Source organism: Streptomyces sp. NPDC003023 (assembly GCF_042888225.1).
GTDB lineage: Bacteria > Actinomycetota > Actinomycetes > Streptomycetales > Streptomycetaceae > Streptomyces.
Genome location: NZ_JBIAPL010000002.1, coordinates 12,472 through 38,179, shown reverse-complemented (window position 1 = coordinate 38,179; position 25,708 = coordinate 12,472). Strand labels below are relative to the sequence as shown.

Below are 25,708 nucleotides of genomic sequence, written 5' to 3'. Positions count from 1 at the left end.
CGTGCGTGAACGAGGGCCGTACGGGACCGGACAGGACGGACAGGCCGGACAGGCCGGACGACGGCCGTGCCCGCCCCGGCCTCCTCACGCCACCGTGATCCGGCCGCGGAGCCGGGCGTACCTCGTCTGTAATGCGCCACGTCGGCCCGCGTAACACGAATGTTCCACGCTGGCGTCATGCGCGACGAGACCATCCCGACCCACTGTCCCTACTGCGCCCTGCAGTGCGGCATGAATCTGCGCGGCGTCCCGAAGCAGGACGCCGCCGCCGGGCCGGCCGTCGAGGTGGTGGAGCGCCCGGACTTTCCCGTCAACCGGGGCGCGCTGTGCGGCAAGGGCCGTACGTCACCCTCGCTTCTCTCCTCCCGGGTGCGCCTGACCGGGCCGCTGGTGCGAAGCCACGCCACAGGCGGGCTCGAGCCGGCCACCTGGGAAGAGGCACTGCGTACGATCGCCGACGGGCTGCGGCGTACGAGGGAAGTGCACGGCTCGGACGCGGTGGGCGTCTTCGGCGGCGGCGGGCTGACGAACGAGAAGGCTTACGCCCTCGGCAAGTTCGCCCGGATCGTGCTCGGCACCTCGCAGATCGACTACAACGGCCGTTTCTGCATGTCGTCCGCGGCGGCCGCGCACAACAAGGCGTTCGGGCTGGACCGCGGGCTGCCGTTCCCGCTGGAGGACATCCCGCGGACCGGCTGCGTGATCCTCGTCGGGTCGAACCCCGCGGAGACCATGCCGCCCGCGCTGCGCTACCTGACCGAGCTCAAGGAGAACGGCGGCAGGCTGATCGTCGTCGACCCGCGCCGTACGAAGACCGCGGAACACGCCGACCTGCATCTGGCGCCCCGGCCCGGCACCGATCTGGCACTCGCGCTGGGCCTGCTGCACGAGGTGGTGGCGCAGGGCCGTATCGATGACGAGTTCATCGCCGACCGTACGAGCGGCTGGGCGCAGGCCAGGGCCGCCGCCATGGCGCACTGGCCCGAGCTGGTCGAGCGGATCACCGGCGTGGGCGTGCCGCAGTTGCGCGAAGCGGTGCGGCTGTTCTGCGACGCACCGTCCGCGATGGTGCTCACGGCCCGCGGGCCCGAGCAGCACTCCAAGGGCACGGACACGGTGAGCGCCTGGATCAATCTGTGCCTGGCGACCGGCCGGGCGGGACGGCCGCTGTCCGGCTACGGCTGTCTGACGGGACAGGGCAACGGTCAGGGCGGCCGCGAGCACGGCCAGAAGGCCGACCAGCTGCCCGGCTACCGCAAGCTGGACGACCCGGCGGCGCGGGCGCATGTCGCGGGTGTGTGGGGTGTCGATCCCGAGTCGCTGCCGGGGCCGGGGCGCAGTGCGTACGAGCTTCTCGACGCGCTGGGCGGAGAGGTGAGGGCACTGCTGCTGATGGGTTCCAACCCGGTGGTGTCCGCGCCCCGCGCGGCCCACATCGAGGGCCGCCTGCGGTCGTTGGACTTCCTTGCGGTGGCGGACGTGGTGCTCTCGGAGACCGCCGCGCTGGCGGACGTGGTGCTGCCGGTGACCCAGTGGGCCGAGGAGACCGGCACGATGACCAACCTGGAGGGCCGGGTGCTGATGCGCCGCAAGGCGGTCGACGCTCCGGTCGGGGTGCGCGGCGATCTCGAAGTGCTCGGCGCGCTCGCGGGGCTGCTCGGCCACGAGAAGGGCTTCCCCACCGACCCCGAGGAGGTCTTCGAGGAGCTGCGGCGGGCGTCGGCGGGCGGCCCCGCCGACTACTCGGGGATCACCTACCGCAGGATCGCGGAAGAGGACGGCGTGTTCTGGCCGTGCCCGGAGGAGGAGGCACCGCATCCCGGTACGCCGCGTCTGTTCCTCGACCGGTTCGCCACCGCCGACGGTCTGGCCAGGTTCGTTCCGGTGGGGCACCGCCCGGCGGCCGAGGAGCCCGACGCCGAGTACCCGGTGCTGCTGACGACGGGGCGGGTGGTCGCCCAGTACCAGTCCGGGTCGCAGACGAGGCGCGTCGACGAGCTGAACGCCGCCGCGCCCGGCCCCTTCGTGGAACTGCATCCGCAACTGGCGGAGCGGCTCGGTGTCCAGGAGGGCGAGCCGGTCGCCGTGGTGTCCCGGCGGGGCCGGGCGTCCGGGCCCGCGCGGATCACCACCGGGATCAGGCCGGACACGGTGTTCATGCCGTTCCACTGGCCGGGCAAGGGGCGGGTCAACACGGTGACCAACCCGGCGCTCGACCCGACCTCGCGGATGCCCGAGTTCAAGGTGTGCGCGGTCCGGCTGGAGCCGGCGGGCCCGGACTCCGTCCGGCCCGGACCGGCGGACGCGGGCTCGGACGCGGGCTCGGGCTCGGACGCGGGCTCGGGCTCGGGGTCGGGCTCGGGCTCGGGCTCGGACGCGGGCTCGGACGCGGGCTCGGGCTCAAAGGACTGACGGTTCCGCGCCAGTCGCCGCCGTCGACGGGGGTGCCGCCGGCCCGGAGCCCGCGTGCCACGCGTTCGGCGGCGACGTAGACCCAGGCCGTGACGACCGTGCCGTCGTCGAGGACGACCTCACGGGCCACCCGCTCGTACAGGTTCTCCGGACGGCCCGGTCTGCCGGTGTACTCCTCCAGCCGGTCGAGTACGCCGAGCAGCCGCCCGTACTCGTCGGGTGCGGCCCACATCGCCTCGCCGGTCACCGAACACGGCCCGCCGGGGTCGTCGACGGCGTACGGATAGCCGGGGCCCTCGTAGAGCCTCGCGCCGTGGAGCACGGCGAGCCGCTCCGCGCCGGTGCGTCCCAGCAGGAACAGGTCGTGGTTGCGCTCTCCCGGCCGCAGGGTGCCGTAGACGAAGAACGGAAGCCGCTGCCGCTCGTTCACCGGGCCACGGTCTCCGCCCGTACCCAGCCCACATATGCCGCGTTCCCGCGCACCACCGGCAGGGCGATGATCTCCGGGGTCTCGTAGTCGTGGGCAGCGGTCAGATGTGCCTCGAGAGCGTCATAGCAGGCCGGTGTGGTCTTGAAGAGGACCTGCCACTCCTCCGCGGTCTCGATCGCCTGTTGCCAGTGGTAGACCGAGGTCACCGGCGCGGAGACCTGCGCGCAGGCCGCGAGCCGGGCCTCCACGGCGCCCTGCGCCAGCTGCTTGGCCTTCTCCGCGCTGTCGGTCGTGGTCATCACGGCGAGCAGCGGCGGCGCGGCGGGGATCTGTTCCACGGCGGGGCTCCTTCTCTGTCATCGGCTCGTCTGCGGCGCACTGGACGGATCCGGGTCCCGTCCAAGGCCCGCCCGGTCCGGGGCGGGCCTTGCACGGGACCGGGGGGCCGGGGCGGGTCCGGCTCCGGTCCCACCCCGCCACCGTACGCACAGCAGTGAGCAAGCCGTACGCGTCGCCGCACCCGCGCCCTATGCCTCGGCACCGGCAGCGGCGAACTGGGCCGCGTGGAGCCGGGCGTACGCCCCGCCCTCTGCCAGCAGCTCGTCGTGTGTTCCCTGCTCCACGATCCGCCCGGCGTCCATCACGAGGATCACGTCGGCGTCCCGGATGGTGGAGAGCCGGTGTGCGATGACGAAGCTGGTGCGCCCTTCGCGCAGCGAGGACATCGCGCGCTGGATGAGCACCTCGGTGCGGGTGTCGACGGAGCTGGTGGCCTCGTCCAGCACGAGGATCGACGGTTCGGTGAGGAACGCCCGTGCGATGGTGAGGAGTTGTTTCTCCCCGACGCTCAGTCCGCCGCCCTCCTCGTCGACGACGGTGTCGTAGCCGTCGGGCAGCGTGCGGATGAAGCGGTCGGCGTGGGTGGCCATCGCCGCCGCGACGACCTGCTCCCTGGACACGTCGCCGGGGACGCCGTAGGCGATGTTCTCGGCGATCGTGCCGCCGAACAGCCAGGTGTCCTGGAGCACCATCCCGATTCCTGAGCGCAGTTCCTCGCGGGACATGGCCCGGATGTCGTCGCCGTCGAGCAGGATGCGTCCCCCCGTGACGTCGTAGAAACGCATCAGCAGGTTGACCAGGGTGGTCTTGCCGGCGCCGGTCGGGCCGACGATGGCGACGGTCCGGCCCGGTGCGACGTCGAGGGACAGGTCCTCGATCAGCGGCTGGGCGGGGTCGTAACGGAAGGCCGCCTTCTCGAACGTCACATGCCCTGCGGGCCGGCCGTCCTTCGTCCGCCGCGGTGGCCCGGCGGGCGCCGGCGACTCCTCCTGCGCGTCCAGCAGGTCGAAGACCCGCTCGGCGGAGGCCACACCGGACTGGAGCAGGTTGGCCATGGCGGCGACCTGGTTGATCGGGCCGTTGAACTCGTACGAGTACTGCACGAAGGCCTGGATGTCGCCGATCGACAGTGATCCCGAGGCGACCCGCAGCCCGCCGACGACCGCGATCAGCACGTAGTTGAGGTTGCCGACGAAGCCGAGGGCCGGCTGGATGAAACCGGACATCACCTGGGCCCGCAGGCTCGACCGGTACAGCTGCTCGTCCAGTTCGTCGAAGGTCCGTACGGCCTGTTCGCGGCGGCCGAAGGTGCGGACCTCGGTGTGACCGGTGATCATCTCCTCAACATGGGCGTTGAGTCTGCCCGTCACGGACCACTGCCGGACGAACTGCGGCTGGGCCCGCTTGCCGATGAGCGCCGCCACGTACACCGACAGCGGCACGGTGGCCAGTGCGACGAGCGCCATCAGCGGTGAGATCCAGAACATCATCACCAGGACGCCGACGATGGTGAGCAGGGCCCGCACCATCTGGCTGAAGGCCTGCTGCAGGGTCTGCGTGATGTTGTCGATGTCGTTGGTGGCACGGCTGAGCACCTCGCCACGGGCCTGCTTGTCGAAGTACGCCAGTGGCAGCCGCGACAGTTTTGACTCCGCGCGCTCCCTCAGCCGGTGGCCGACCCGCTGTACGACGGTCATGGCCAGCCGCATCTGGACCAGCGTCAGCACGGAGGACAGGACCACCAGCCCGAGGACGAGCGCCAGCACCTCGCCGACGGCGTGGAAGTCGACACCGCCCGGGCCGGCCGCGCCGTCGACGACGAGGTCGGTGGCGTGTCCGAGGAGCTTCGGGGCGAGTACGGCGAGGACGACGGCGGCCGCGCCCGCGGCCAGGACGCCCAGCAGCAGGGGACGTTCGGGTGCGGTCATGCGCAGCAGCCGCATGCCGGAGGCGCGGAAGTGCAGGGAGCGTTCCAGGGACGGGGTGCCGATGCCACCCGGACCGCGCTGCTGCGCGACGGGGCCGCGCCGCGGTGGTGTGGTGGTGGAGCTCATGCGGCTTCCTCCTCGGTGAGCTGGGAGAGCACGATCTCCCGGTAGGTGGTGCTGTCCCGCATGAGTTCGTCGTGGGTCCCGCTGCCCGCGACGCGGCCCTCGTCGAGGACGACGATCCGGTCGGCGCCGCGGATGGTGGAGACGCGCTGGGCGACGACGACGACGGTCGCGTCGGCGGTCTCGGCGGCCAGTGCGCCGCGCAGGGCGGCGTCGGTGGCGTAGTCGAGCGCGGAGAACGAGTCGTCGAACAGGTACACCTCGGGGCCGGCCACCAGCACTCGGGCGATGGCGAGGCGCTGGCGCTGCCCTCCGGAGAGGTTGGCGCCCCCCTGGGAGACCGGTGCGTCCAGGCCGGCGTCGAGCCGCCGCACGAAGTCCGCGGCCTGGGCGACCTCGAGGGCGTGCCAGAGTTCCTCCTCGGTCGCGTCCGGCTTTCCGTACCGCAGGTTGGAGGCGACGGTCCCGGAGAAGAGGTACGGCTTCTGTGAGACCAGCCCGACCGTCCGGGCGAGCAGCGCCGGGTCCAGGTCCCTCACGTCCGTGTCCCCGACGAGGACTTCGCCGCCGGTCGTGTCGAACAGCCTCGCCGCAAGGCCGAGGAGGGTCGTCTTGCCACTGCCGGTGGAGCCGATGACGGCGGTGACCCGGCCCGGCCGTGCGATCAGGTCCACGCCCTTGAGGACGGGTTCCTCCGCGCCCGGATAGCTGAAGTCGACCCCGCGCAGCCGCAGTTCGCCCCGCTTGCGGAGCCGGCTCACCGGGGCGGTCGGCGGACCGACGCTCGGTTCGGTGCCGAGGATCTCCTGGATGCGCTCGGCGCTGACCTCGGCGCGCGGCAGGTGCATCATCAGGAACAGGCCCATCATCACGGCCATCAGGATCTGGGTGAGGTAGCCGAGGAAGGCGACGATCGAGCCGGCCTGCAGGGACCCCGAGTCGAGCCGGTGCCCCCCGATCCAGATGACGGCGACGGTGGCGACCTCCCAGACGACGAGGACGGTCGGGAACATCAGGGTCTGCAGGCGCCCGGCCCGCAAACCGGCCGCGAGGAGGTCGTCGTTGGCCCCCGCGAACCTCCGCTGCTCGTGGCTGTCGCGTACGAAGGCGCGGATGACACGGATACCGGTGATCTGCTCGCGCATCACCCGGTTGACCCGGTCGATCCGCCCCTGCATGGACCGGAAGACCGGCGGCAGACGGCGGACGATCACTCCGACGGACAGGGCGAGGACCGGGACGAACAGCAGCAGAAGCATTGCCAGCGGTACGTCCTGCGCAAAGGCCAGCGTGATGCCGCCCAGGCACATCAGGGGTGCCGCGACCAGCATGGTCAGCACCAGCAGGGCGAAGGTCTGCACCTGCTGGACGTCGTTGGTGGTACGGGTGATCAGGGACGCGGCGCCGAAGCGTCCGACGTCGCGTACGGACAGGTCCTGGACGTGGCGGAAGACGGCGGAGCGCAGATCGCGGCCGATTCCCATGGCGATCCTGGCGGCGCAGTACACGGCGGCCCCGGCGGCGGCCACCTGGAGGACCGTGACGGCCGTCATCAGGGCGCCGGTTGCCAGGACATGGCGGGTGTCGCCGCGCAGCACGCCGTTGTTGATGATCTCGGCGTTCAGGGTGGGCAGACAGAGGGTGGCGACGGACTGCACGAGTTGGAGGAGGACGACGAGCACGATCGTCCGGCGGTAGGGCCCCAGACGGGCGGCCACGAGTTTCAACAGCACGGTCGGCGGCCCTCAGCCGGCGTACGGGCGGACGGACTTGGCGGACCGGAGTGCCTCCGCCCACCAGGCGAGCTGGTCGAGCATCGTCTTGGCGGCGGCGTCGGGAGCGGCCGGGTCGCGGTGGTTGCCCTCGTCGTCGAAGTGGGCGCCGGCGTTGTGGAAGGACACCGTGTCGCGGACGGTGACGGCATGCAACTCGGCGAAGACCTGCCGCAGTTGTTCGACCGCGCGGAGGCCGCCGGAGATCCCTCCGTAGGAGACGAAGCCGACGGGCTTGGCCTGCCATTCACCGAAGTGCCAGTCGATGAGGCTCTTGAGGGGTGCCGGGAAGGAGTGGTTGTACTCGGGAGTGATGACCACGAAGGCGTCGGCGTCGGCCAATTTCGGTGTGACCTTGCCGAGCTCGGCACGAACCTCGGGCGAGGGGTTGTAGGAGAGCGAAGTGGGCAGATCGGCGTCGGCCACGTCGACGAACTCGACCTGGAAGTCCTCGCGCAGCGCGGTGCGGGAGCGGAACCAGTCGGCGACGACGGGTCCGAACCGGCCGTCGCGGTTGCTGCCGATGACGACGGCGAGCTTGAGAGGGGACGTGTTGTCAGGCGTGTTGATGTCCATGTGGAGGAGCCTGGTACCTCAAGTTTGGTTGAGGTCAAGCGGCGGCAAGGGACTACGCTGCACACGAACGGGCGAACCACCTCGACAACCGCACCGCGCCCCGGGACACGCCCTCATCATGGAAGAACCAGCACGGTCCGGGGCGGGCGGAGGACTACGGTGACGATCATGATCGAACGACCGGCGTCGGCGGACGCTCCCCCTTCCGGAGACTTCGACAGTCAGCTCCGGATCGTGGAGGAGCTGGACACACCTGACGGCTACAAGGCCGAGCTCATCCGGGGGAAGATCGTCGTGTCACCGTGGTCGAAGCTGCGCCACCTGCTCCCGATGCGATCGCTGCGCATGCAACTGGAGCCACACGCCCCGAAGGGCCACATCGCAGATATCGCGCCGTTCCTGTTCCGCATGCCCGACCAGGAGCGAGGTTTCGGGCCCGACCTCTACGTGGCCGACGCGGGCGCCTTCGACACCGACGGCAGGCACGCCGACGGCGAAGCCCTCTCCCTTGTCGCCGAGCCGACCTCCGTGAGCACCGAGGACGCCGACCGGCAGGACAAGCTCGAGGTCTACGGGCGACAGGTACCGGTGCACCTGGTGCTCGACATGCAGGGCGAGGAGATCACCGCCTTCTGGGATCCCTCCCCCAAGGGGTACCAGTCCCGCACCACCGTCCCGTTCGGCAAGCCGCTGCACGTCCCCGCCCCGTTCGACTTCGATCTCGACACCGCCGGCTTCACCCCGCCGCCCGCCGAGCAGGAGTCACCTCGCCCCTGAGCGGAAGCGTCCACCGCGTCCGCCGCGCGGACAGAGCCCTCTCGCGGCTTCGCCGGGGTCTCGGCCCCCTGGTATGTCACCCGTTCGGTCACGGCTTGCCCGACGGCCGCACCTGACGCGGCACCCTCCGGCTTGACCTGCGAGAACACGAGCTGTCCAGCTCGACACGCCGCGCCGACCGGGGGAATCTGATTGGCCATCAGCAGGCATGGGGAGTGGCAGCGCCCTTACCTCGAAGGAGACGAGACACCGCACCACGCGCTCCCGGAGGAACCCATGCGCACCACCGCCCGCCTGCTGACCGGCACCGCGATGGCGCTCGCCACGATAGGCCTCGGCGCCCATGGGGCGTACGCCGGCGACTTCGGAGAGCTGGAGGTGTACCCGTCGCCCGCCACCCCCGGCACGGAGATCACCGTGAACACCACGGCATGCGGCAAGGACGGCCACGGCGTCGGTGACGCCCGGTCGCTCGGCGCCGGTGAGTTCAAGCTGTGGCCCGGTACGCACAAGGAGGTCGCGGTGGGCCGGTTCACGGTCCCCGAGGACACCAGGCCCGGAACGTACGGCATCGAGGTGCGCTGCAAGAACGGCAAGAAGGCCGGCGGCGACCTCGAGGTGCGCCACAGGGAGCCGAGCGGGCATGTCAGAACCGGCGTCGGCGGCAGCGTGGGCCCCGACACCACCCAGATCGCGGCGGGCGCGGCAGTACTGACCGCGGCCGCCGTGGGCGGGACACTCCTCCTGCGCCGCCGGGCGAGCGGCGCGCAGCGAGGCTGACGGACCGGTACCCCACCGTCCTCCGTACCGCCGGATCCCCCGCTCCCGTCAGGCCTCGAGCCGACGGGAGCGGGGCGACTTGTCCCCCGCGAAGACGTCGTCCTGGAGTGTCGATGACCGCCCTGCACAGTGTCAGTCGCAGAACCAGGGGGTGGGGCGTGGCCGTCGCCGTCTGCGTAGGGCTGTGGCTGGTCCAGAACGGCGCCCGGGACGTCACACCGCCGGTCCCCTCCGCCGCCCAGGCCTTCGCGGCCGGCCCGAACCAGCACACCGACGCCGCCGCAGATCCGCTGCCGCCGTCGCCACCCGTACGGCTGCGCATCCCCGAGATCGACGTGGACGCCCCTGTCATGGGGCTCGGTCTCGCCGCCGACGGCAGCCTGGAGGTTCCGCCGGCCGCCGACCGCAATCTGGCGGGCTGGTACGAGGACGGCACGACGCCGGGCGCCGAGGGCGCCGCGATCGTGGCCGGTCATGTCGACAACGCCCGGGGGCCGTCGGTCTTCTACAGTCTCGGCACCCTGCGGAAGGGCAACCGGATCGAGGTGCTCCGCGCGGACGGCAGGACCGCCGTGTTCACGATCGACGCGGTGGAGGTCTACGAAGCCGCCGCCTTCCCCGACAAGAAGGTCTACGGGGCCGGCGAACGGGCCGAACTGCGGGTGATCACCTGCGGCGGCGACTTCTCGGAGAAGACCGGATACCAGGGAAACGTCGTGGCCTACGGGCACCTCATCGGGGTCCGCGGCGGCTCCGCCTCCTGAATTACTGTCCATGGACATAATATCCATGTACAGTATCTGTTCCATGAGCACAGCACCCAAGGGCCCCACGCCCGGCTACCTGGTCTGGCGTCTGTCGACGAAATGGCGCGTCGCGGTCGATCGCGCCCTCGCGCCCCTGGGACTGACTCACGCGCAGTACACCCTGATCGCCTCGCTGCACGGCGTATGGCGGTCCGGGCACAGCCCCAGCCAACGGCAGCTCGCCGACCACACCGGGCTGGAGCCGCTCTACGTCTCCAAGCTCGCCCGAGCACTCGAATCGTCGGGGCTCGTGAGCAGGACCCCCGACCCGATCGACACCAGGGCCGTGCGCCTCTCGCTCACACCCGAGGGACAGGAGACGGCCCGCCGCGCCATCGCGGAGGTCCACACGCTGCTCGACCGGCTGCTGTCACCGCTCGGCGGGCTCGACGCGCCCCGCACAGAGGAACTGGCACGCGAGCTGCGGCTGCTGCTCGACACCCCTCTGGACACACCGCCGGACGCACCCCCGCACGCAGCCCCGGCCGCACCGCTCGACGACCCTGCGAACACACCCACCCCGTCCGAGGAGTAACGATGACGTCCGACGCCCCGGTCCTGCTCAACAGCCAGATACTCGGCCGGGCCCACCACGCGGCCCGCGCCCTGCTCGACCGTGAACTGCACCGCACCAGCACCACCTTCCACCAGTCGCTGGTACTGAACGCCACCGCGGGTGAGGGCGGCACCGTCCGGGCCGGCCGGATCGTGGAGCTGCTGACCTCCACACTGAAGATCGACGAAGCCACCGCACGGGACACCGTGTCAGAGCTGGTGACTGCCGGGCTCCTCGAGCGGCAGGAGGCAGCGGAGCCGCTGCCGGACCAGGAGGGGGAAGAGGAGGAGGAGCGGGTCGCCCTGACCGGTGCCGGCCGCGCCGAGCAGAGCAGGCTGGCCGAGTTCGCCGCGGAGTTCGGCCCGCGGGTCTACGGCGGGATCCCGGCCGAGGACCTGGCCGTCGCGGGCCGGGTGCTGACCGAGGTCATCGCACGGGCGAACGCCGCGTACGCGGAGACCGCCGACAGGTACTGACCGCCGTCAGGCCGTCCACTGGTCGAAGCCCAGCTTCGCGACCAGGGAGAAGACGACGACGAGCAGCACACCGCGGACGAACTCGCTCCCCTTGCGCAGCGCCATACGGGCCCCGAACATGCCGCCTGCCAGGTTGAAGACCGCCATCAGCGCGGCCAGCTGCCACAGCACCGTGCCCTGGTAGGCGAACATCGCGAGCGCTCCGGCATTGGTGCACACGTTCACGATCTTGGCGGTGGCGGACGCGGTCACCAGATCGAGATGGAGCACGGCCGTCAGCGCCAGCACCAGGAACGTGCCGGTGCCCGGGCCGAAGAGTCCGTCATAGAAGCCGATGCCGCCGCCGACGAGCACGATCGCGAGGACGGTACGTGTCCGCGTGGCACGGGGCCTGTCGGCGTCGGCCGTCGCCTTGCCGAACGACGGGCGCAGCATCACGAAGGCGGCGACGCCGAGCAGCACGACCATGATCACCGGACGGAGCACATCGCTGCTGATGCCCGCCGCGAAGAAGGCGCCGCCCATCGAGCCGGCGAGCGCGGCGAGCCCGATCCGTACGGCGGTCTTCACCTGTACCGGGGCCTTGCGCACGTAGGTGACCGCCGCACCCGACGTACCGACGATGGCCACTGCCTTGTTGGTGCCGAGGATGTAGGCGGCCGGTGTGTTCGGCAGCCCGAGCAGCAGCGCCGGCAGCAGCAGCAGTCCGCCACCGCCGACGACGGCGTCGATCCAGCCGGCCGCCGCGGCGGCGATACAGAGGAAGACGATGGTGGTCAGGGATATGTCGGGCACGGTCGCGAGCCTATGGAGGAGGTACGTGTGCCGTCCAACGATCGCCGAAGTCTTGAGGGTCGTCTGAGGTTGGGGGAGCGGGGGCGTAGTACCGCGGCGTGGAGGCCCCGCGGCCGCACCTGCTGGCCTGGCGGCCAGGGACCGGGAGGACCTCCCACGCCGCCGGGCGGAGGGGGAGCCCCGAACCGGGCGCCGCCCCGGGCCCGGCACCGCGCTCCGCGCGCTATTTCCGGGGCTCCGCCCCCGTGCCCCCGCGCCTCGAACGCCGGCGAGGCTGGATGTGGGGGGCGCCACGGCCACCACGCCGTAAGGGGAGATCGAGGCGCCACGCGGGGCCTCACAGAGGCGCGCGGACCGTGCTGAGCGCAAGGTTCCCCGTGGGAAACAGAAGGGAACCTGCCGGGTAACACCCGCGACGCACGCTGCTCGCATGACTTCGGAGATCGTGGTGATCGGCGGCGGGACGGCGGGCGCGCGGCTCGCGCGGCAGCTCGGCGCGGGTGCGCGCGTCACGGTCCTCGGCGAGGAGACACACGCGCCCTACAACCGGGTCCTGCTCGCGGAGGTGCTCGCGGGCCGGTACGGCCCCGAGGTGATCGCGCTGCCCGACGTGCCCGTGCTGCGGCGCGGCGTGCGGGCGACCGCCGTCGACCGCGATCGGCGGCTCGTGCACTGCGCGGACGGCACCACGGTCGGATACGACCGGCTCGTGCTCGCGACCGGTTCCAACCCCGTGCTGCCGCCGCTCCGCGGTATCCGGCGCGGGCTCCCGGACGGCGTCCACCCCTTCCGCACCCTCGACGACTGCGCCGCGCTCTCGGAGGCCGTCCGCCCCGGCACGCGGGCCGTGGTCGTCGGCGGCGGGCTGCTCGGGGTCTCGGCCGCGCGGGCGCTGGCCACCCGCGGCGCGAAGGTGGTGCTGGCCCAGCAGGGCGAGCACCTCATGGAGCGCCAGCTGGACGTGTCCGCCTCCGCGCTGCTCCGCGCACACCTCGAACTCCTCGGAGTGGAGGTGCACACCGAGTGCCGCGTACGGGGACTGCGGACCACCCCGGAAGGCGCGGTGGGCGCGGTGGTCCTCGCTGACGGCTTCGCGCTGGACGCCGAGGTCGTGGTGCTGGCGTGCGGGGTGCGTCCCCGTGTGGGACTGGCGGTGGACGCCGGTCTCGAGGTGCGCAAGGGCGTCGTCGTCGACGACGAGCTGCGCACCTCCGACCCGTACATCCACGCCGTCGGCGACTGTGCCGAACACGACGGTGTCGTCCACGGCCTGGCGGGCCCGGCGCTGGAGCAGGCGGACGTCCTCGCGTCCGTGCTGAAGGGCGGAGGTGGAGGTGGAGGCGGAGGCGACGGCGCCCGCTACACCGGCACCCGTTCCCTGACCCGGCTCACGCTCTCCTCGGCATCGAGCCCGCTCGACCTGGCCGCGTTCGGCGATCCGACCCCCCGCCCGGGGGACGACGTCGTCCAGCTCGCCGACGCCACCCGGGGCGCGTACCGCAAGGTCGTCGTCCGCGGGGACCGGCTCGTCGGCGGGGTACTGCTCGGGGATCTCGCGTCGGTCGGCGCGCTCGCCCGGGCCTGGGAGGGCGACGAGGCCCTGCCGGACTCCCTCCCCCTGCTCCACCTGCTCACCAATGATGGAGGCCTCTGACATGGCTGCGATGTCCACTTCCGCGACCACTGACACGATCGTGGTCGTCGGCCACGGAATGGTCGGCCAGCGTTTCCTGGAGGCCCTCGCCGAGCGGGGCGTCACCGAGCGGGCTCGGATCGTCGTGCTGTGCGAGGAACCCCGGCCCGCCTACGACCGGGTCCGGCTGACCTCGTACTTCTCCGGCAACACGCCCGACGACCTTTCGATGGTCGAGGACGGCTTCATGGAGCGGCACGGCATCGAGCTGCACCTGGACGACCCGGCGGAGGCGATCGACACCGCCACCCGCACGGTCACGTCACGGGCCGGGCTGAGCATCGCGTACGACACTCTGGTGCTGGCCACCGGCTCGTACCCGTTCGTGCCGCCGGTGCCGGGCAAGGACGCTCAGGGGTGTTTCGTCTACCGCACGATCGAGGACCTGCTGGCGATCGAGGAGTACGCCAAGACTGCCCGCACCGGCGCGGTGGTCGGCGGCGGGCTCCTGGGTCTGGAGGCCGCCGGCGCGCTCAAGGGCCTCGGGCTCGAGACGCACATCGTGGAGTTCGCACCGCGGCTGATGCCGGTGCAGGTCGACGAGGGCGGCGGCGCCGCACTGCTGCGCACCATCGAGAGCATGGGCCTCGCCGTCCACACCGGTGTCGGAACCCAGGCGGTCACCGCCGGTGAGGACGGCGCCGTCAACGGCATGGCCCTCTCCGACGGTTCGGTGCTCGCCACCGACATCGTGGTCTTCTCCGCGGGCGTACGGCCCCGGGACCAGCTGGCCCGGGACGCGGGACTCGCGGTCGGCGAGCGCGGCGGCATCGTCGTGGACGAGCAGTGCCGCACCTCCGACCCGGCGGTCTTCGCGATCGGCGAGTGCGCGCTGGCGTCGGACGGCCGCGTGTACGGACTCGTCGCGCCCGGCTACGAGATGGCTCAGACGGCGGCGGCGGCCCTGGACGGCGACGTCTCCTCGTTCACCGGCGCCGACACGTCGACCAAGCTGAAGCTGCTCGGCGTGGACGTGGCCTCGTTCGGTGACGCGCACGGCGCGGCGGAGGGCTGCCTCGACGTCGTCTACTCCGACTCCCGTGCCGGTGTCTACAAGAAGCTGGTCGTCGGCCCCGGGGGCGAGCTGCTCGGCGGCATCCTGGTGGGTGACGCCGAGGCGTACGGCACGCTGCGCGCGTTCACCGGGTCCGTTCCCCCGATGGCGCCCGAGCAGCTGGTGCTGCCCGCGGGCACCGGTGCGCCGGTCGCGCTCGGCCCGTCCGCGCTGCCGGACGAGGCAGTCATCTGCTCCTGCCACAACGTCACCAAGGGCACCGTCCGCGGTGCCGTCACGGAGCACTCCTGCACGACGGTGCCCGAGGTCAAGAAGTGCACCAAGGCCGGTACGGGCTGCGGCAGTTGCGTGAAGGTGCTGGACCGGCTGGTCAACGCCGAGCTGGAGGCGTCGGGCGTCGAGGTCGACAAGGGCCTGTGCGGCTGCTTCGGCCAGACCCGTCAGGAGCTGTACGAGATCGTGCGCGCCCTGCGCATCACCTCGTACCAGGCGCTGCTCGACGCGCACGGCCGTGAGGCGGCCCGCGGCGGGGACGGCTGCGAGATCTGCAAGCCGACCGTCGGTTCCGTCATCGCCTCGCTCGCGCCCACGATCGGCGCGTCCGGCTATGTGCTGGAGGGCGAGCAGGCGGCGCTGCAGGACACCAACGACCACTTCCTCGCCAACATGCAGAAGAACGGCTCGTACTCGATCGTCCCGCGCATTCCCGGTGGTGAGATCACGCCGGAGAAGCTGATCGTCATCGGTGAGGTCGCCCGTGACTTCGGCCTCTACACGAAGATCACCGGCGGCCAGCGGATCGACATGTTCGGCGCACGCGTCGACCAGTTGCCGCAGATCTGGGCGCGTCTGGTGGACGCGGGGTTCGAGTCGGGGCACGCGTACGGCAAGGCGCTGCGCACGGTGAAGTCCTGTGTGGGGCAGACCTGGTGCCGCTACGGCGTGCAGGACTCGGTCCGGATGGCGATCGACCTGGAGCTGCGCTACCGCGGACTGCGTTCGCCGCACAAGCTGAAGTCGGCGGTCTCCGGCTGCCAGCGGGAGTGCGCCGAGGCCCAGTCGAAGGACTTCGGCGTGATCGCGACGGCGAACGGCTGGAACCTCTACGTCGGCGGCAACGGCGGCGCGACCCCGCGTCACGCGGACCTGCTCGCCCAGGATCTGTCCGACGCCGAGCTGATCCGCCTGATCGACCGGTTCCTGATGTTCTACATCCGCACCGCCGACCGGCTGGAGCGGACCTCGACCTGGCTGGAGCGCGTCGAGGGCGGTCTGGAGCACGTGCGGGACGTGGTCGTGAACGACTCGCTCGGTATCTGCGCCGAGCTGGAGTCGCTGATGGCCGACCATGTGGCCGGCTACCGCGACGAGTGGGCCGAGACACTCGACGACCCGGAGCGGCTGATGCGGTTCGTGTCGTTCGTCAACGCGCCCGACGTCCCGGACCCGACCGTGAAGTTCGTGCCCGAGCGCGACCAGGTCAAGCCCGACCTGCCGCTGCTGTCCATTGGTTCGTTCGACCAGACCCTGGAAGGTGCCGCCCGATGACCGCGACGACCCTCGCCCCCGCCACGACGGATGTCCAGATCCAGCTCCGGCTGGGCGACGACTGGGCAGCGCTGTGCCCGCTGTCCCGGCTGACGCCGGGCCGCGGTGCGGCGGCCCTGCTGCCAGACGGCCGTCAGGCCGCGGTCTTCCTCGACCGTGAGGGCCGGCCCTACGCCATCGACAACCGTGATCCGTTCAGCGGCGCGCAGGTCCTCTCGCGCGGTCTGACCGGCTCGGCGGGCGGCCGGCCGTTCGTCGCGTCGCCGCTGCTCAAGCAGCGCTTCGACCTGGAGACCGGGCGCTGCCTGGACGACGACTCGGTGTCGGTGACGGCGTACGAGGTACGGCTGCGCTGAACCGCCGAGTCCACGGAGAGTTCCGCTCACGCGTCGCCTGTCACTGCCCTGACCCTTCGCGACGCGTGAGCGGCACACCTTCCCCGCCGGGTCACTCGCCCTGGGCCATCGCCTGCTTCATGGCGTCCATGTCCAGCCACGCGATCTCCCACATGTGGTTGTCGAGGTCGTGGAAGGAACGGTTGTACATGAACCCGTAGTCCAGCGTGTCGTTGGCCGGCGTGCCGCCGGCGGCCAGCGCGGCGTCCACCAGTTCGTCGACCTTCTCCCGGCTGTCGGCGCTCAGAGCCAGGATGGCCTCGATGCTGGTCGAGGTGTCGGCGATGTCCTTCTTGGTGAAGTCCTTGAAGCGCGCCTCGGTCAGCAGCATCGCGAAGATGTGGTCGCTGAAGACCAGACAGGCCGCGTTCTCGTCGGTGAACTGCGGGTTGAAGGAGTAGCCCAGCTTGCTCCAGAAGGCCTTGGCGGCCTCAAGGTCCTTGACCGGCAGGTTGACGAAGATCATCTGAGTCATGGTGGTCTCTCTCCTTCGGGGCGCCGTCGTGGCGCGGGCCGTGTGCGGTGCGTTCGAAGAGGTAGACGGACGCCGCGCGCCGCACTCATCGGTCCCGGCGGGGAATTCTTCACACGTCCCGACCTGTCCGGGTCACCCTCCGTTGTGGCGACGGTCACTCATTGCTTCTAGGTTGCAAGATCGCGCGACCCCGTGGCGCCGGCCGGCGCCACGGGGCGGTCATCCCACCCCTGGAGTGACAAGTGGAACGTCGCAGCTTCCTGCGTGGAGCGGTCGTCGGCACGTCGGCCGCGGCCTTCGGATTCACTCTGTGGCAGGGCGCCGCCTCGGCTGCCCCCGCCCAGCCCGGTTCGGGCCCCTATGGAGGGCTCGGTGCGGCCGACGCGAACGGCATCCAGCTCCCGGCCGGGTTCACCAGCCGGGTGATCGCCCGGTCCGGCCAGAAGGTCGGCTCCACGTCGTACACCTGGCACAACGCCCCGGACGGCGGTGCCTGCTTCGCCGACGACGGGGGAGGTTGGATCTACGTCTCCAATTCGGAGATCTCCTCCACCGGCGGTGCGAGCGCCGTGAAGTTCTCCTCGACCGGCACGATCACCGGCGCGTACCGCATCCTGTCCAACACCAACCGCAACTGCGCGGGCGGCGCCACACCGTGGAACACCTGGCTCTCCTGCGAGGAGGTCAGCACCGGCTACGTCTACGAGACGGACCCGTGGGGCGTGAACGCCGCCGTACGCCGGTCCGCCATGGGGCGCTTCAACCACGAGGCCGCCGCGGCGGACCCCGTGCGCAAGGCGATCTATCTGACCGAGGACGCGTCCGACGGCTGCCTGTACCGGTTCGTCCCCACCACCTGGGGCGACCTGTCCTCCGGCACCCTCCAGGTGCTGAAGGCCGGTACGGCCACCTCCGGTTCCTTCACCTGGGCGACCGTGCCGGACCCCGACGGCTCCCCGACCGCCACCCGCGACCAGGTGTCCGGCGCCAAGCTGTTCAACGGCGGCGAGGGCTGCCACTACGCCAACGACACCGTGTGGTTCACGACCAAGGGCGACAATCGCCTGTGGCAGCTGAACCTGCTGAACAGCACGTACGAACTGGCCTACGACGACTCGCTAGTGGTCGGCGGGAGCGCGCCGCTGACCGGCGTCGACAACGTCACCGGCGCCACCTCGGGTGACCTGTTCGTCGCGGAGGACGGCGGCAACATGGAGATCTGCCTGATCACGCCGGACGACGTCGTCGCGCCGTTCCTGCGCGTCAACGGCCAGTCGTCGTCGGAGATCTGCGGCCCCGCCTTCTCCCCCGACGGCAGCCGGCTGTACTTCTCCAGCCAGCGGGGCACCAGCGGCAGTTCGTCGGGCGGCATCACCTACGAGGTGAGCGGTCCGTTCCGCGCGTAGACGACGGGCTCCGGTGCGGCGCCGCCCCTCAGCAGGGCGGCGCCCAGCGGGGTGAGCGAGTGCAGCACGGCGTTGCCGTGGCGCAGGGTCACGACCAGGCCGGCCTCGCGCAGCACCGCTGCGTGCTGGCTCGCGGACGCCAGTGACACCCCTGCCCTGCGGGCCAGTTCACTGGTCGTGCAGCCGCCCCTGATGGCCTGGAGCACCGCGGAGCGCGTATGGCCCACGAGGCGGCCGAGCGAGGCGCCGACGCCCTCGCCCGCCGCCTGCTCGCAGGAGTGCGAGACCGGGTAGACGAGCACCGGCGGCAGGGAGGCGTCGCGGTAGACGACCGGCGTCCCGCGACAGAAGAACGACGGCTGGAGCAGCAACCCGCGCCCGTCCAGGTGCAGTTCGCGGTCCACGGGATAGTCGGCCTCCAGGACCGGCGCACGCCAGCGCAGCACGGGCGGCAGGGAGGCGAGCAGTTCGCCCGCACCGCCGTCGAGGAGGGCCCGGCCGCGTACGGCGCGGTCCGCCTCCACCCGGCTCTGGATGTGGGTCCAGTAGGGCTCGACGGCCGCCCGGTAGTAGGCGCGCAGCGCCTCCACGAGGCGGGACACCGTCTCGGCCCGTCCCTCCGCGAGTGAGGTCAGCCGGCCGGGCAGGGCCCGCAGCGGTGAGCGGTGGGCGGCCGCGAGAATCACCTCGGTGTGCAGGCGGGCCGGCGGGGTGGCCCGCAGCGCCTCGAGGCCGGTGCCGAGGCCCTCGGAGCCCTCCGGCGGCGTGAGAAAGTCCGGGAAATAGCCGCGCTGGGGCACAAGCGCGGAGAGCATCCGCGTCTCACCTTTCAACCGCGTTCGCGCTTCGGCCCGCCATTCCCCGAAGACCAGAGCGCCTCTTCGGTCACGCAATCGATGGAAACTGAGAATCGATTCCCACAACGCGTCGGGCCTGGCAGCCATCCTCACCCGCGCCAGGTCGTCCGCGTTGAAATGAATACGAAGCACCGAACCCCCACTGTTTCCACCGCAATCGCCCCCCACCACTGAGTATGCATGCAATCACAGGTTGTTACCACGGTGTTTCAGCCACAGTTGAAACGCCTCGCGGGTTCTGGGGGCCAACCGAAAAGCTGTACGACGTCGGGCATGAAACCTACTTCACCGATGTGACGCAGCGAGGACCGTGGGGGGCTTTGCGCGTCCGGCGGCGGTGACGGAGGTTGCGGCTCCGTGTCCGGCACGGGAAATGGAGCGCGGTCGACGGGTGGGGATCCGTCGGCCGCGCTCCGTCCGTTCTCCGGATCCAGCGACAGAAATTCGATTGCTGTTAAGCAAACCGGTACCAACTGATTCGCGATTCAACTGACTTCTCGTTCAACAACCGGCGGCGGACATGCGGAAGGGGCGGGCGCCCCGCACAGGCGCCCGCCCCTTCTCTGGTGAACCGGAGCCGCCACCGGGTGGCCGGTGAGGGTCGGGTTACCGGGCTCCGGGTTTTCGTGCCCCGGACCCGGTGACAGCTCCGGGGTCTGGTGTCCTACCTGGAGTCGCTGCCGGACGACTCGGCCGCCGCGCGACCCGCCTCCAGTCGCGCCACCGGGATCCGGAACGGCGAGCAGGACACGTAGTCGAGGCCCACCTCGTGGAAGAAGTGCACCGACTCGGGGTCGCCGCCGTGCTCGCCGCATACGCCGAGCTTGAGGTCGGGCCGGGTGGCCCGGCCGGCCTCGACGGCGCTGCGGACCAGCGAACCGACGCCGTCCTTGTCGATGGTCTCGAACGGGGAGACCCCGAAGATGCCCTTCTCCAGGTACGCGGTGAAGAAGCTGGCCTCCACGTCGTCGCGGGAGAAGCCCCACACGGTCTGGGTGAGGTCGTTGGTTCCGAAGGAGAAGAACTGGGCGGCCTCCGCGATCTGACCGGCGGTCAGCGCGGCACGCGGCAGCTCGATCATGGTGCCGATGGTCAGCCGCAGGTCGGTGCCGGTGGCGGCCTCGACCTCGGCGATGACCTGGTCGGCCTCCTCGCGGACGATCTCCAGCTCCTGGACGGTGCCCACCAGCGGAATCATGACCTCCGCACGCGGGTCCCCCTTGGCGTTCTTGCGCTCGGCCGCGGCCTCGGCGATCGCCCGTACCTGCATGGCGAACAGACCGGGGATGACCAGGCCGAGGCGTACGCCGCGCAGACCCAGCATCGGGTTCTGCTCGTGCAGCTTGTGCACGGCCTGGAGCAGACGCAGGTCGTTCTCGTTGGCGTCCTTGCGGGACTCGGCGAGCGCGACGCGCACGGACAGCTCCGTGATGTCGGGCAGGAACTCGTGCAGCGGCGGGTCCAGCAGACGGACCGTCACCGGCAGACCGTCCATCGCCTCGAAGAGCTCGACGAAGTCCTTCTTCTGCAACGGCAGCAGGGCGCCGAGCGCCTGCTCGCGCTCCTCGTCCGTGTCGGCGAGGATCAGCCGCTCGACCATCTCGCGGCGCTCACCGAGGAACATGTGCTCGGTACGGCACAGGCCGATGCCCTGGGCGCCGAAGCGGCGGGCACGCAGCGCGTCCTCGGCGTTGTCGGCGTTGGCCCGTACGCGCAGCCGGCGGACCCGGTCCGCGTACGCCATGATCCGGTGGACGGCCTGGACGAGCTCGTCGGCGTCGTCCGCCCCGGCGTGCATACGGCCCTCGAAGTACTCGACGACCGGGGAGGGCACGACCGGCACCTCGCCCAGGTACACCTTGCCGGTGGAGCCGTCGATGGAGACGACGTCGCCCTCCTCGACGACGGTGCCGCCCACCGTCATCCGGCGGCGCTTGGTGTCGACCTCGAGGTCCTCGGCGCCGCAGACACAGGTCTTGCCCATGCCGCGGGCGACGACGGCCGCGTGCGACGTCTTGCCGCCGCGGGAGGTCAGGATGCCCTCGGCGGCGATCATGCCGTCCAGGTCGTCCGGGTTGGTCTCACGGCGGATGAGGATGACCTTCTCGCCGGACCTGGACCACTTGACCGCGGTGTACGAGTCGAAGACGGCCTTGCCGACCGCCGCGCCCGGCGAGGCGGCGATGCCGCGGCCGAGCAGCTCGGACTTCGCGCCGTCGTCGAAGCGGGGGAACATCAGCTGCGCGAGCTGGGCGCCGTTGACGCGCTGCAGCGCCTCGGCCTCGTCGATCAGCCCCTGGTCGACCAGCTGGGTGGCGATGCGGAAGGCGGCGCCCGCGGTGCGCTTGCCGACGCGGGTCTGGAGCATCCACAGCTGACCGCGCTCGATGGTGAACTCGATGTCGCACAGGTCCTTGTAGTGCGTCTCGAGGGTTTCCATGATCTGCATCAGCTGGTCGTACGACTTCTTGTCGATCGACTCGAGCTCGGCGAGCGGCACGGTGTTGCGGATACCGGCGACGACGTCCTCACCCTGCGCGTTCTGCAGGTAGTCGCCGTAGACGCCCTGGTGGCCGGAGGCGGGGTCGCGGGTGAAGGCGACGCCCGTGCCGGAGTCGGGGCCGAGGTTGCCGAAGACCATGGAGCAGACGTTGACGGCCGTGCCGAGGTCGCCGGGGATGCGCTCCTGACGGCGGTAGAGCTTGGCCCGGTCGGTGTTCCAGGAGTCGAAGACCGCGTGGATGGCGAGGTCCATCTGCTCGCGCGGGTCCTGCGGGAAGTCGCGTCCGGCCTCGGCCTTGACGATCTTCTTGAACTGCTTGACGAGCTTCTTCAGGTCCGCGGCGTCGAGGTCGGTGTCGACGGTGACCTTCTTGGCGGCCTTGGCCTCGTCGAGGGCGTCCTCGAAGAGTTCGCCCTCGACGCCCAGCACGGTCTTGCCGAACATCTGGATCAGGCGGCGGTAGGAGTCCCACGCGAAGCGCTCGTCACCGGCCTGCGTGGCCAGGCCCGCGACCGACTCGTCGGAAAGACCGATGTTGAGGACGGTGTCCATCATGCCGGGCATGGAGAACTTGGCGCCCGACCGTACGGATACCAGCAGCGGGTCGTCGGCCTGGCCGAGCTTCTTGCCCATCGCCTGCTCGAGGGCGTCGAGGTGCGCACTCACCTCGTCGCGCAGCTCGGCCGGCTCGGCGCCGCTCTCGAGGTAGACCTTGCACGCCTCTGTGGTGATCGTGAAGCCCGGAGGGACGGGGAGACCGAGGTTGGTCATCTCGGCGAGGTTCGCACCCTTCCCGCCGAGCAGGTCCTTGAGGTCTCGGTTGCCCTCGGTGAAGTCGTAGACGAACTTCTGATCTTTGTTTTCCGACACGGGTCTCGACTCCTCGAGGACTCGGTGGCTGCCCTGACGGCGAGGAACATACCCAGATCGAAGGCGTCTGGGTACGTCCACTTGCGCGTCATGCGGCCTTAACCACTCGTCCGCCACCAGATCGAAAGTGGCTGGAAGCCCCGGACACCGCCACCCTTGAGTTCAACTCTTGAATGAACGATCACACCATGCGGTGGGTGCCGACTTGATCTCATACACAGAGTGACATGGCACGCCATGCCTCAAACGCCAAAAGGGTGGCACCGAGTGCCACCCTTTGAGAGATGCAGACGTCCGGAATTCGCTCATCTGAGCGCACCCCCTATCAGGGGTGGCGAGAATCACGCCCCTGGACGAGGCGGAATTCCATCATCCGGACCGCTTCCGGGGGTCCGTCAGCCGCCTGACGTGTCCAGTTCCGCGTCGGCATCGACGCCCGCGCAGTCGTACGGATCCTTCAGCCAGCCGTCAGGAAGCACCACCCGGTTGTTCCCGGATGTCCGTCCACGCGGGCCGTCGGCCCCTTCCGGCCACGCCTGGTCCAGATCGAGCTCGCTCAACTGAGCGCCCAGTTCGTCCAGCGAAGAGGTGATCGCGAGGCTCTTGCGCATCTGCGAACCGACCGCGAAGCCCTTCAGGTACCAGGCGACGTGCTTGCGGAAGTCGATCACACCGCGCGACTCGTCACCGATCCACTCCCCCAGCAGCGTCGCGTGCCGCAGCATCACGTCCGCGACCTGGCGCAGCGTCGGCCGCGCGTAGTCCTCCCGGCCTTCGAAGGCCGCCACCAGGTCCCCGAAGAGCCACGGCCGTCCGAGGCAGCCCCGGCCCACGACCACGCCGTCACAGCCCGTCTCGCGCACCATCCGCAGGGCGTCGTCCGCCGACCAGATGTCGCCGTTGCCCAGCACCGGGATCTCCGGGACATGCTCCTTGAGACGGGCGATCGCGTCCCAGTCCGCGGTGCCGCCGTAGTGCTGGGCAGCGGTGCGCCCGTGCAGGGCGATGGCCGTGACACCCTCCTCGACCGCGATCCGGCCGGCGTCGAGGTAGGTGATGTGGTCGTCGTCGATGCCCTTGCGCATCTTCATCGTCACCGGCAGGTCACCCGCGTTCGTGACCGCCTCGTGCAGGATCGCGCGCAGCAGCGGCCGCTTGTACGGGAGGGCGGAGCCGCCGCCCTTGCGGGTGACCTTGGGGACCGGGCACCCGAAGTTCAGGTCGATGTGGTCGGCCAGACCCTCGTCCACGATCATCCGCACGGCCTTGCCGACGGTGACCGGGTCCACTCCGTACAGCTGGATCGAGCGCGGTGTCTCGGTCTCGTCGAAGTGGATCAGATGCATGGTCTTCTCGTTGCGCTCGACCAGCGCCCGCGTGGTGATCATCTCGCTGACGAACAGGCCTTTGCCGCCGCTGAACTCCCTGCACAGGGTGCGGAAGGGGGCGTTGGTGATGCCTGCCATGGGCGCGAGGACCACCGGCGGCTGCACGGCGTGCGGGCCGATCCGGAGCGTGTTCGTGGAAGCGGGGGCGAGCGTGGTCATTCGCCCATTGTCCCGCACCGCGGGCGTCGCGTGTCAGCCGTGCGGTCCCGCCCGCCGGGAGGGTCAGGGACAGCGACGGGCCCGGACCGCGGGACGCGGTCCGGGCCCGTCACGTCCGGGCGGCTCGGGTCAGGACGTGCTCTCCGGCGCAGCCGCGTCCGTCGCCGTCTCCGGCTGGTCGTCCGAGTTCGTCAGGGCGCGCTCGCGCATCTTGCGCAGCAGCTCCTGCTTCTGGTCGGCGGCCGCCTTGCGGTCGGCCTCGCGGGCGGGGCCACCCGCCTGCTGGTCGGCTCGGGACAGCTTCTTGCGCTGGCCGCCTACGCCGAGGAGGTTGTTGCGGCTCTTGGCCATGGGGTTCTCCCATTCATGGTGAGAAGTGACTCAGGGAAACGTCGGACGGGGGCGGATGACCGCCGCCCTCTCACTCGTAGATCTGGAAGAACGAAGACATAGCCGTGACGGTACCGCCTCCGCGTGGCGGTCGGCACCACGTTTTCGGGCGCCGGCATCGGCATTACGGATGACAGATATTGAAATCTGTCATCCGTAATGCCATAGTCGTCAGTGTCACGACCCGACGACCTCCACATCCCTGGGAGACCCCTGATGACGACCACCCCTGCCCCCTTCCGCCCTCTCGGCACCACCGGCCCCGAGGTCTTCCCACTCGGCCTCGGCTGCATGGGCATGTCCGCGCTGTACGGCGAGGCCGACCGCGCCGAGTCCGTCGCGACCGTGCACGCGGCGCTCGAAGCGGGCGTCACCCTGCTCGACACCGGCGACTTCTACGGCATGGGCCACAACGAGCTGCTGATCAACGAGGCGCTGCGCACCGCCTCCGCCGCCGCGCGGGAACAGGCCCTCGTGAGCGTCAAGTTCGGCGCGCTCCGCACCGTCGAAGGCGGCTTCACCGGCATCGACGGCCGGCCCGCCGCAGTGAAGAACTTCGCCGCCTACAGCCTCCAGCGGCTCGGCACCGATCACATCGACGTGTACCGGATCGCCCGGCTCGACCCCGACGTCCCCATCGAGGAGACCGTGGGCGCCATCGCCGAACTGGTCGAGGAGGGCCATGTCCGGCACATCGGTCTCTCCGAGGTCGGCGCGGAGACCATCCGACGAGCGGCGTCCGTCGCCCCGATCGCGGACCTCCAGATCGAGTACTCCCTGATCTCGCGCGGCATCGAGAGGGAGATCCTGCCCACCGTCCGCGAGCTCGGCATCGGCATCACCGCGTACGGCGTGCTCTCACGCGGCCTGATCAGTGGCCACGTCACCCGCGACCGCGCGTTCGGCCCCGGTGACTTCCGCGGCATGAGCCCGCGCTTCCAGGGTGACAACCTCCATCGCAACCTCGATCTGGTCGAACGGCTGCGCAAGGTGGCCGACGGCCTGGGGATCAGCGTCGCGCAGACCGCGATCGCCTGGGTGCTCTCGCGCGGTGAGGACATCGTGCCGCTCGTCGGCGCCCGCAGCCGCACCCGGCTGACCGAGGCGCTGGGCGCCCTCGAGGTCACGCTGCCGGACGCCGACCTGGCCGCGATCGAGGAGGCCGTACCGGCGGGCGCGGCCGCGGGCGAGCGCTACCCGGCAGCACAGATGGCCCACCTGGACAGCGAGAACTGAGCT

At 70.6% G+C, this 25,708-nt stretch carries 21 protein-coding genes and 1 pseudogene; 11 read left to right on the top strand and 11 right to left on the bottom strand.

Annotated features, from left to right (window positions below; translation table 11 throughout):
* Window positions 1-177: 177 nt before the first annotated feature.
* Window positions 178-2,412 carry a molybdopterin oxidoreductase family protein gene (locus ACFYV1_RS08385; protein WP_389394656.1) on the top strand — a complete coding sequence of 745 codons (2,235 nt, stop codon included), beginning with the start codon at window positions 178-180 and terminating at the stop codon, window positions 2,410-2,412.
* A 7-nt stretch (window positions 2,413-2,419) separates the two neighbouring features.
* On the opposite strand, the pseudogene ACFYV1_RS08380 reads toward ACFYV1_RS08385, so the two are convergent.
* The 5 genes and pseudogenes from ACFYV1_RS08380 to ACFYV1_RS08360 form a co-directional block, all read right to left on the bottom strand.
* Window positions 2,420-2,869 (bottom strand): annotated as a pseudogene (locus ACFYV1_RS08380) (gamma-glutamylcyclotransferase family protein); the annotation flags it as partial.
* Window positions 2,839-3,141, bottom strand: coding sequence for a divalent-cation tolerance protein CutA (gene cutA / locus ACFYV1_RS08375; protein ID WP_389395257.1), 303 nt, complete (start codon window positions 3,139-3,141; stop codon window positions 2,839-2,841). The pseudogene ACFYV1_RS08380 and the gene cutA, both read right to left, overlap by 31 nt.
* Before the next feature lie 228 nt (window positions 3,142-3,369).
* Window positions 3,370-5,235 carry an ABC transporter ATP-binding protein gene (locus ACFYV1_RS08370; RefSeq protein ID WP_389394655.1) on the bottom strand — a complete coding sequence of 622 codons (1,866 nt, stop codon included), beginning with the start codon at window positions 5,233-5,235 and terminating at the stop codon, window positions 3,370-3,372.
* The gene (locus ACFYV1_RS08365) at window positions 5,232-6,965 is read right to left on the bottom strand and encodes an ABC transporter ATP-binding protein (protein ID WP_389394654.1); all 1,734 of its coding nucleotides are present in this window, start codon (window positions 6,963-6,965) and stop codon (window positions 5,232-5,234) included. Before ACFYV1_RS08365 ends, ACFYV1_RS08370 begins: the two co-directional genes overlap by 4 nt.
* 12 nt (window positions 6,966-6,977) lie before the next feature.
* Entirely contained in the window at window positions 6,978-7,580 is a 603-nt protein-coding gene (locus ACFYV1_RS08360) for an NADPH-dependent FMN reductase (RefSeq protein WP_389394653.1), read from the bottom strand.
* A 168-nt stretch (window positions 7,581-7,748) separates the two neighbouring features.
* Between ACFYV1_RS08360 and ACFYV1_RS08355 the strand changes: the two genes are divergently transcribed.
* The 5 genes from ACFYV1_RS08355 to ACFYV1_RS08335 all read left to right on the top strand — a co-directional run bounded on the left by ACFYV1_RS08355 (window position 7,749) and on the right by ACFYV1_RS08335 (window position 10,975).
* Entirely contained in the window at window positions 7,749-8,357 is a 609-nt protein-coding gene (locus ACFYV1_RS08355; protein ID WP_389394652.1) for a Uma2 family endonuclease, read from the top strand.
* A 276-nt stretch (window positions 8,358-8,633) separates the two neighbouring features.
* The gene (locus ACFYV1_RS08350; RefSeq protein ID WP_389394651.1) at window positions 8,634-9,137 is read left to right on the top strand and encodes a hypothetical protein; all 504 of its coding nucleotides are present in this window, start codon (window positions 8,634-8,636) and stop codon (window positions 9,135-9,137) included.
* Between the two features lie 113 nt (window positions 9,138-9,250).
* Window positions 9,251-9,901, top strand: coding sequence for a class F sortase (locus ACFYV1_RS08345; protein ID WP_389394650.1), 651 nt, complete (start codon window positions 9,251-9,253; stop codon window positions 9,899-9,901).
* Window positions 9,902-9,944: 43 nt separating this feature from the next.
* A complete protein-coding gene (locus tag ACFYV1_RS08340; protein ID WP_389394649.1) occupies window positions 9,945-10,478 on the top strand; it encodes a MarR family winged helix-turn-helix transcriptional regulator in 534 nt (177 codons plus the stop codon).
* A 2-nt stretch (window positions 10,479-10,480) separates the two neighbouring features.
* A complete protein-coding gene (locus ACFYV1_RS08335; protein ID WP_389394648.1) occupies window positions 10,481-10,975 on the top strand; it encodes a hypothetical protein in 495 nt (164 codons plus the stop codon).
* 6 nt (window positions 10,976-10,981) lie between these two features.
* Here the strand turns inward: ACFYV1_RS08335 and ACFYV1_RS08330 are convergent, their stop codons facing one another.
* The gene (locus tag ACFYV1_RS08330; protein WP_389394647.1) at window positions 10,982-11,770 is read right to left on the bottom strand and encodes a sulfite exporter TauE/SafE family protein; all 789 of its coding nucleotides are present in this window, start codon (window positions 11,768-11,770) and stop codon (window positions 10,982-10,984) included.
* Window positions 11,771-12,200: 430 nt separating this feature from the next.
* Here ACFYV1_RS08330 and ACFYV1_RS08325 point away from each other — a divergent pair, with 430 nt between their 5' ends.
* The 3 genes from ACFYV1_RS08325 to nirD are packed head-to-tail and all read left to right on the top strand — an operon-like array spanning window position 12,201 to window position 16,382.
* Entirely contained in the window at window positions 12,201-13,424 is a 1,224-nt protein-coding gene (locus tag ACFYV1_RS08325) for an NAD(P)/FAD-dependent oxidoreductase (protein WP_389394646.1), read from the top strand.
* Between the two features lie 10 nt (window positions 13,425-13,434).
* A complete protein-coding gene (gene nirB, locus ACFYV1_RS08320) occupies window positions 13,435-16,026 on the top strand; it encodes a nitrite reductase large subunit NirB (protein ID WP_389395256.1) in 2,592 nt (863 codons plus the stop codon).
* Window positions 16,023-16,382, top strand: coding sequence for a nitrite reductase small subunit NirD (gene nirD, locus ACFYV1_RS08315; protein WP_389394645.1), 360 nt, complete (start codon window positions 16,023-16,025; stop codon window positions 16,380-16,382). The genes nirB and nirD overlap by 4 nt, the downstream gene beginning before the upstream one ends.
* Window positions 16,383-16,473: 91 nt before the next feature.
* Here nirD and ACFYV1_RS08310 read toward each other — a convergent pair whose 3' ends face one another.
* Window positions 16,474-16,896, bottom strand: a complete 423-nt coding sequence (locus tag ACFYV1_RS08310) for a VOC family protein (RefSeq protein ID WP_389394644.1) — start codon at window positions 16,894-16,896, stop codon at window positions 16,474-16,476.
* A 242-nt stretch (window positions 16,897-17,138) separates the two neighbouring features.
* Between ACFYV1_RS08310 and ACFYV1_RS08305 the strand changes: the two genes are divergently transcribed.
* A complete protein-coding gene (locus ACFYV1_RS08305) occupies window positions 17,139-18,302 on the top strand; it encodes an alkaline phosphatase PhoX (protein WP_389394643.1) in 1,164 nt (387 codons plus the stop codon).
* On the opposite strand, the gene ACFYV1_RS08300 is transcribed toward ACFYV1_RS08305, so the two are convergent.
* The 4 genes from ACFYV1_RS08300 to ACFYV1_RS08285 form a co-directional block, all read right to left on the bottom strand.
* Entirely contained in the window at window positions 18,272-19,291 is a 1,020-nt protein-coding gene (locus ACFYV1_RS08300; RefSeq protein ID WP_389394642.1) for an ArsR/SmtB family transcription factor, read from the bottom strand. The genes ACFYV1_RS08305 and ACFYV1_RS08300 overlap by 31 nt on opposite strands.
* Window positions 19,292-19,823: 532 nt before the next feature.
* Complete coding sequence (ppdK, locus tag ACFYV1_RS08295) at window positions 19,824-22,532, bottom strand: pyruvate, phosphate dikinase (RefSeq protein WP_389394641.1); 2,709 nt, start codon at window positions 22,530-22,532, stop codon at window positions 19,824-19,826.
* 395 nt (window positions 22,533-22,927) lie between these two features.
* Window positions 22,928-24,079, bottom strand: coding sequence for a tRNA dihydrouridine synthase DusB (gene dusB, locus ACFYV1_RS08290; RefSeq protein ID WP_389394640.1), 1,152 nt, complete (start codon window positions 24,077-24,079; stop codon window positions 22,928-22,930).
* 129 nt (window positions 24,080-24,208) lie between these two features.
* A complete protein-coding gene (locus ACFYV1_RS08285) occupies window positions 24,209-24,430 on the bottom strand; it encodes a DUF6243 family protein (RefSeq protein WP_389394639.1) in 222 nt (73 codons plus the stop codon).
* 255 nt (window positions 24,431-24,685) lie between these two features.
* Here ACFYV1_RS08285 and ACFYV1_RS08280 point away from each other — a divergent pair, with 255 nt between their 5' ends.
* A complete protein-coding gene (locus tag ACFYV1_RS08280; RefSeq protein WP_389394638.1) occupies window positions 24,686-25,705 on the top strand; it encodes an aldo/keto reductase in 1,020 nt (339 codons plus the stop codon).
* Window positions 25,706-25,708: the final 3 nt, after the last annotated feature.

Coding starts and splice junctions, on each gene's coding strand:
- ACFYV1_RS08385 (WP_389394656.1), top strand. CDS start 178: ATGCGCGACGAGACCATCCCGACCCACTGTCCCTACTGCGCCCTGCAG.
- cutA (WP_389395257.1), bottom strand. CDS start 3,141: ATGACCACGACCGACAGCGCGGAGAAGGCCAAGCAGCTGGCGCAGGGC.
- ACFYV1_RS08370 (WP_389394655.1), bottom strand. CDS start 5,235: ATGAGCTCCACCACCACACCACCGCGGCGCGGCCCCGTCGCGCAGCAG.
- ACFYV1_RS08360 (WP_389394653.1), bottom strand. CDS start 7,580: ATGGACATCAACACGCCTGACAACACGTCCCCTCTCAAGCTCGCCGTC.
- ACFYV1_RS08355 (WP_389394652.1), top strand. CDS start 7,749: ATGATCGAACGACCGGCGTCGGCGGACGCTCCCCCTTCCGGAGACTTC.
- ACFYV1_RS08350 (WP_389394651.1), top strand. CDS start 8,634: ATGCGCACCACCGCCCGCCTGCTGACCGGCACCGCGATGGCGCTCGCC.
- ACFYV1_RS08345 (WP_389394650.1), top strand. CDS start 9,251: ATGACCGCCCTGCACAGTGTCAGTCGCAGAACCAGGGGGTGGGGCGTG.
- ACFYV1_RS08340 (WP_389394649.1), top strand. CDS start 9,945: ATGAGCACAGCACCCAAGGGCCCCACGCCCGGCTACCTGGTCTGGCGT.
- ACFYV1_RS08335 (WP_389394648.1), top strand. CDS start 10,481: ATGACGTCCGACGCCCCGGTCCTGCTCAACAGCCAGATACTCGGCCGG.
- ACFYV1_RS08325 (WP_389394646.1), top strand. CDS start 12,201: ATGACTTCGGAGATCGTGGTGATCGGCGGCGGGACGGCGGGCGCGCGG.
- nirB (WP_389395256.1), top strand. CDS start 13,435: ATGTCCACTTCCGCGACCACTGACACGATCGTGGTCGTCGGCCACGGA.
- nirD (WP_389394645.1), top strand. CDS start 16,023: ATGACCGCGACGACCCTCGCCCCCGCCACGACGGATGTCCAGATCCAG.
- ACFYV1_RS08310 (WP_389394644.1), bottom strand. CDS start 16,896: ATGACTCAGATGATCTTCGTCAACCTGCCGGTCAAGGACCTTGAGGCC.
- dusB (WP_389394640.1), bottom strand. CDS start 24,079: ATGACCACGCTCGCCCCCGCTTCCACGAACACGCTCCGGATCGGCCCG.
- ACFYV1_RS08285 (WP_389394639.1), bottom strand. CDS start 24,430: ATGGCCAAGAGCCGCAACAACCTCCTCGGCGTAGGCGGCCAGCGCAAG.
- ACFYV1_RS08280 (WP_389394638.1), top strand. CDS start 24,686: ATGACGACCACCCCTGCCCCCTTCCGCCCTCTCGGCACCACCGGCCCC.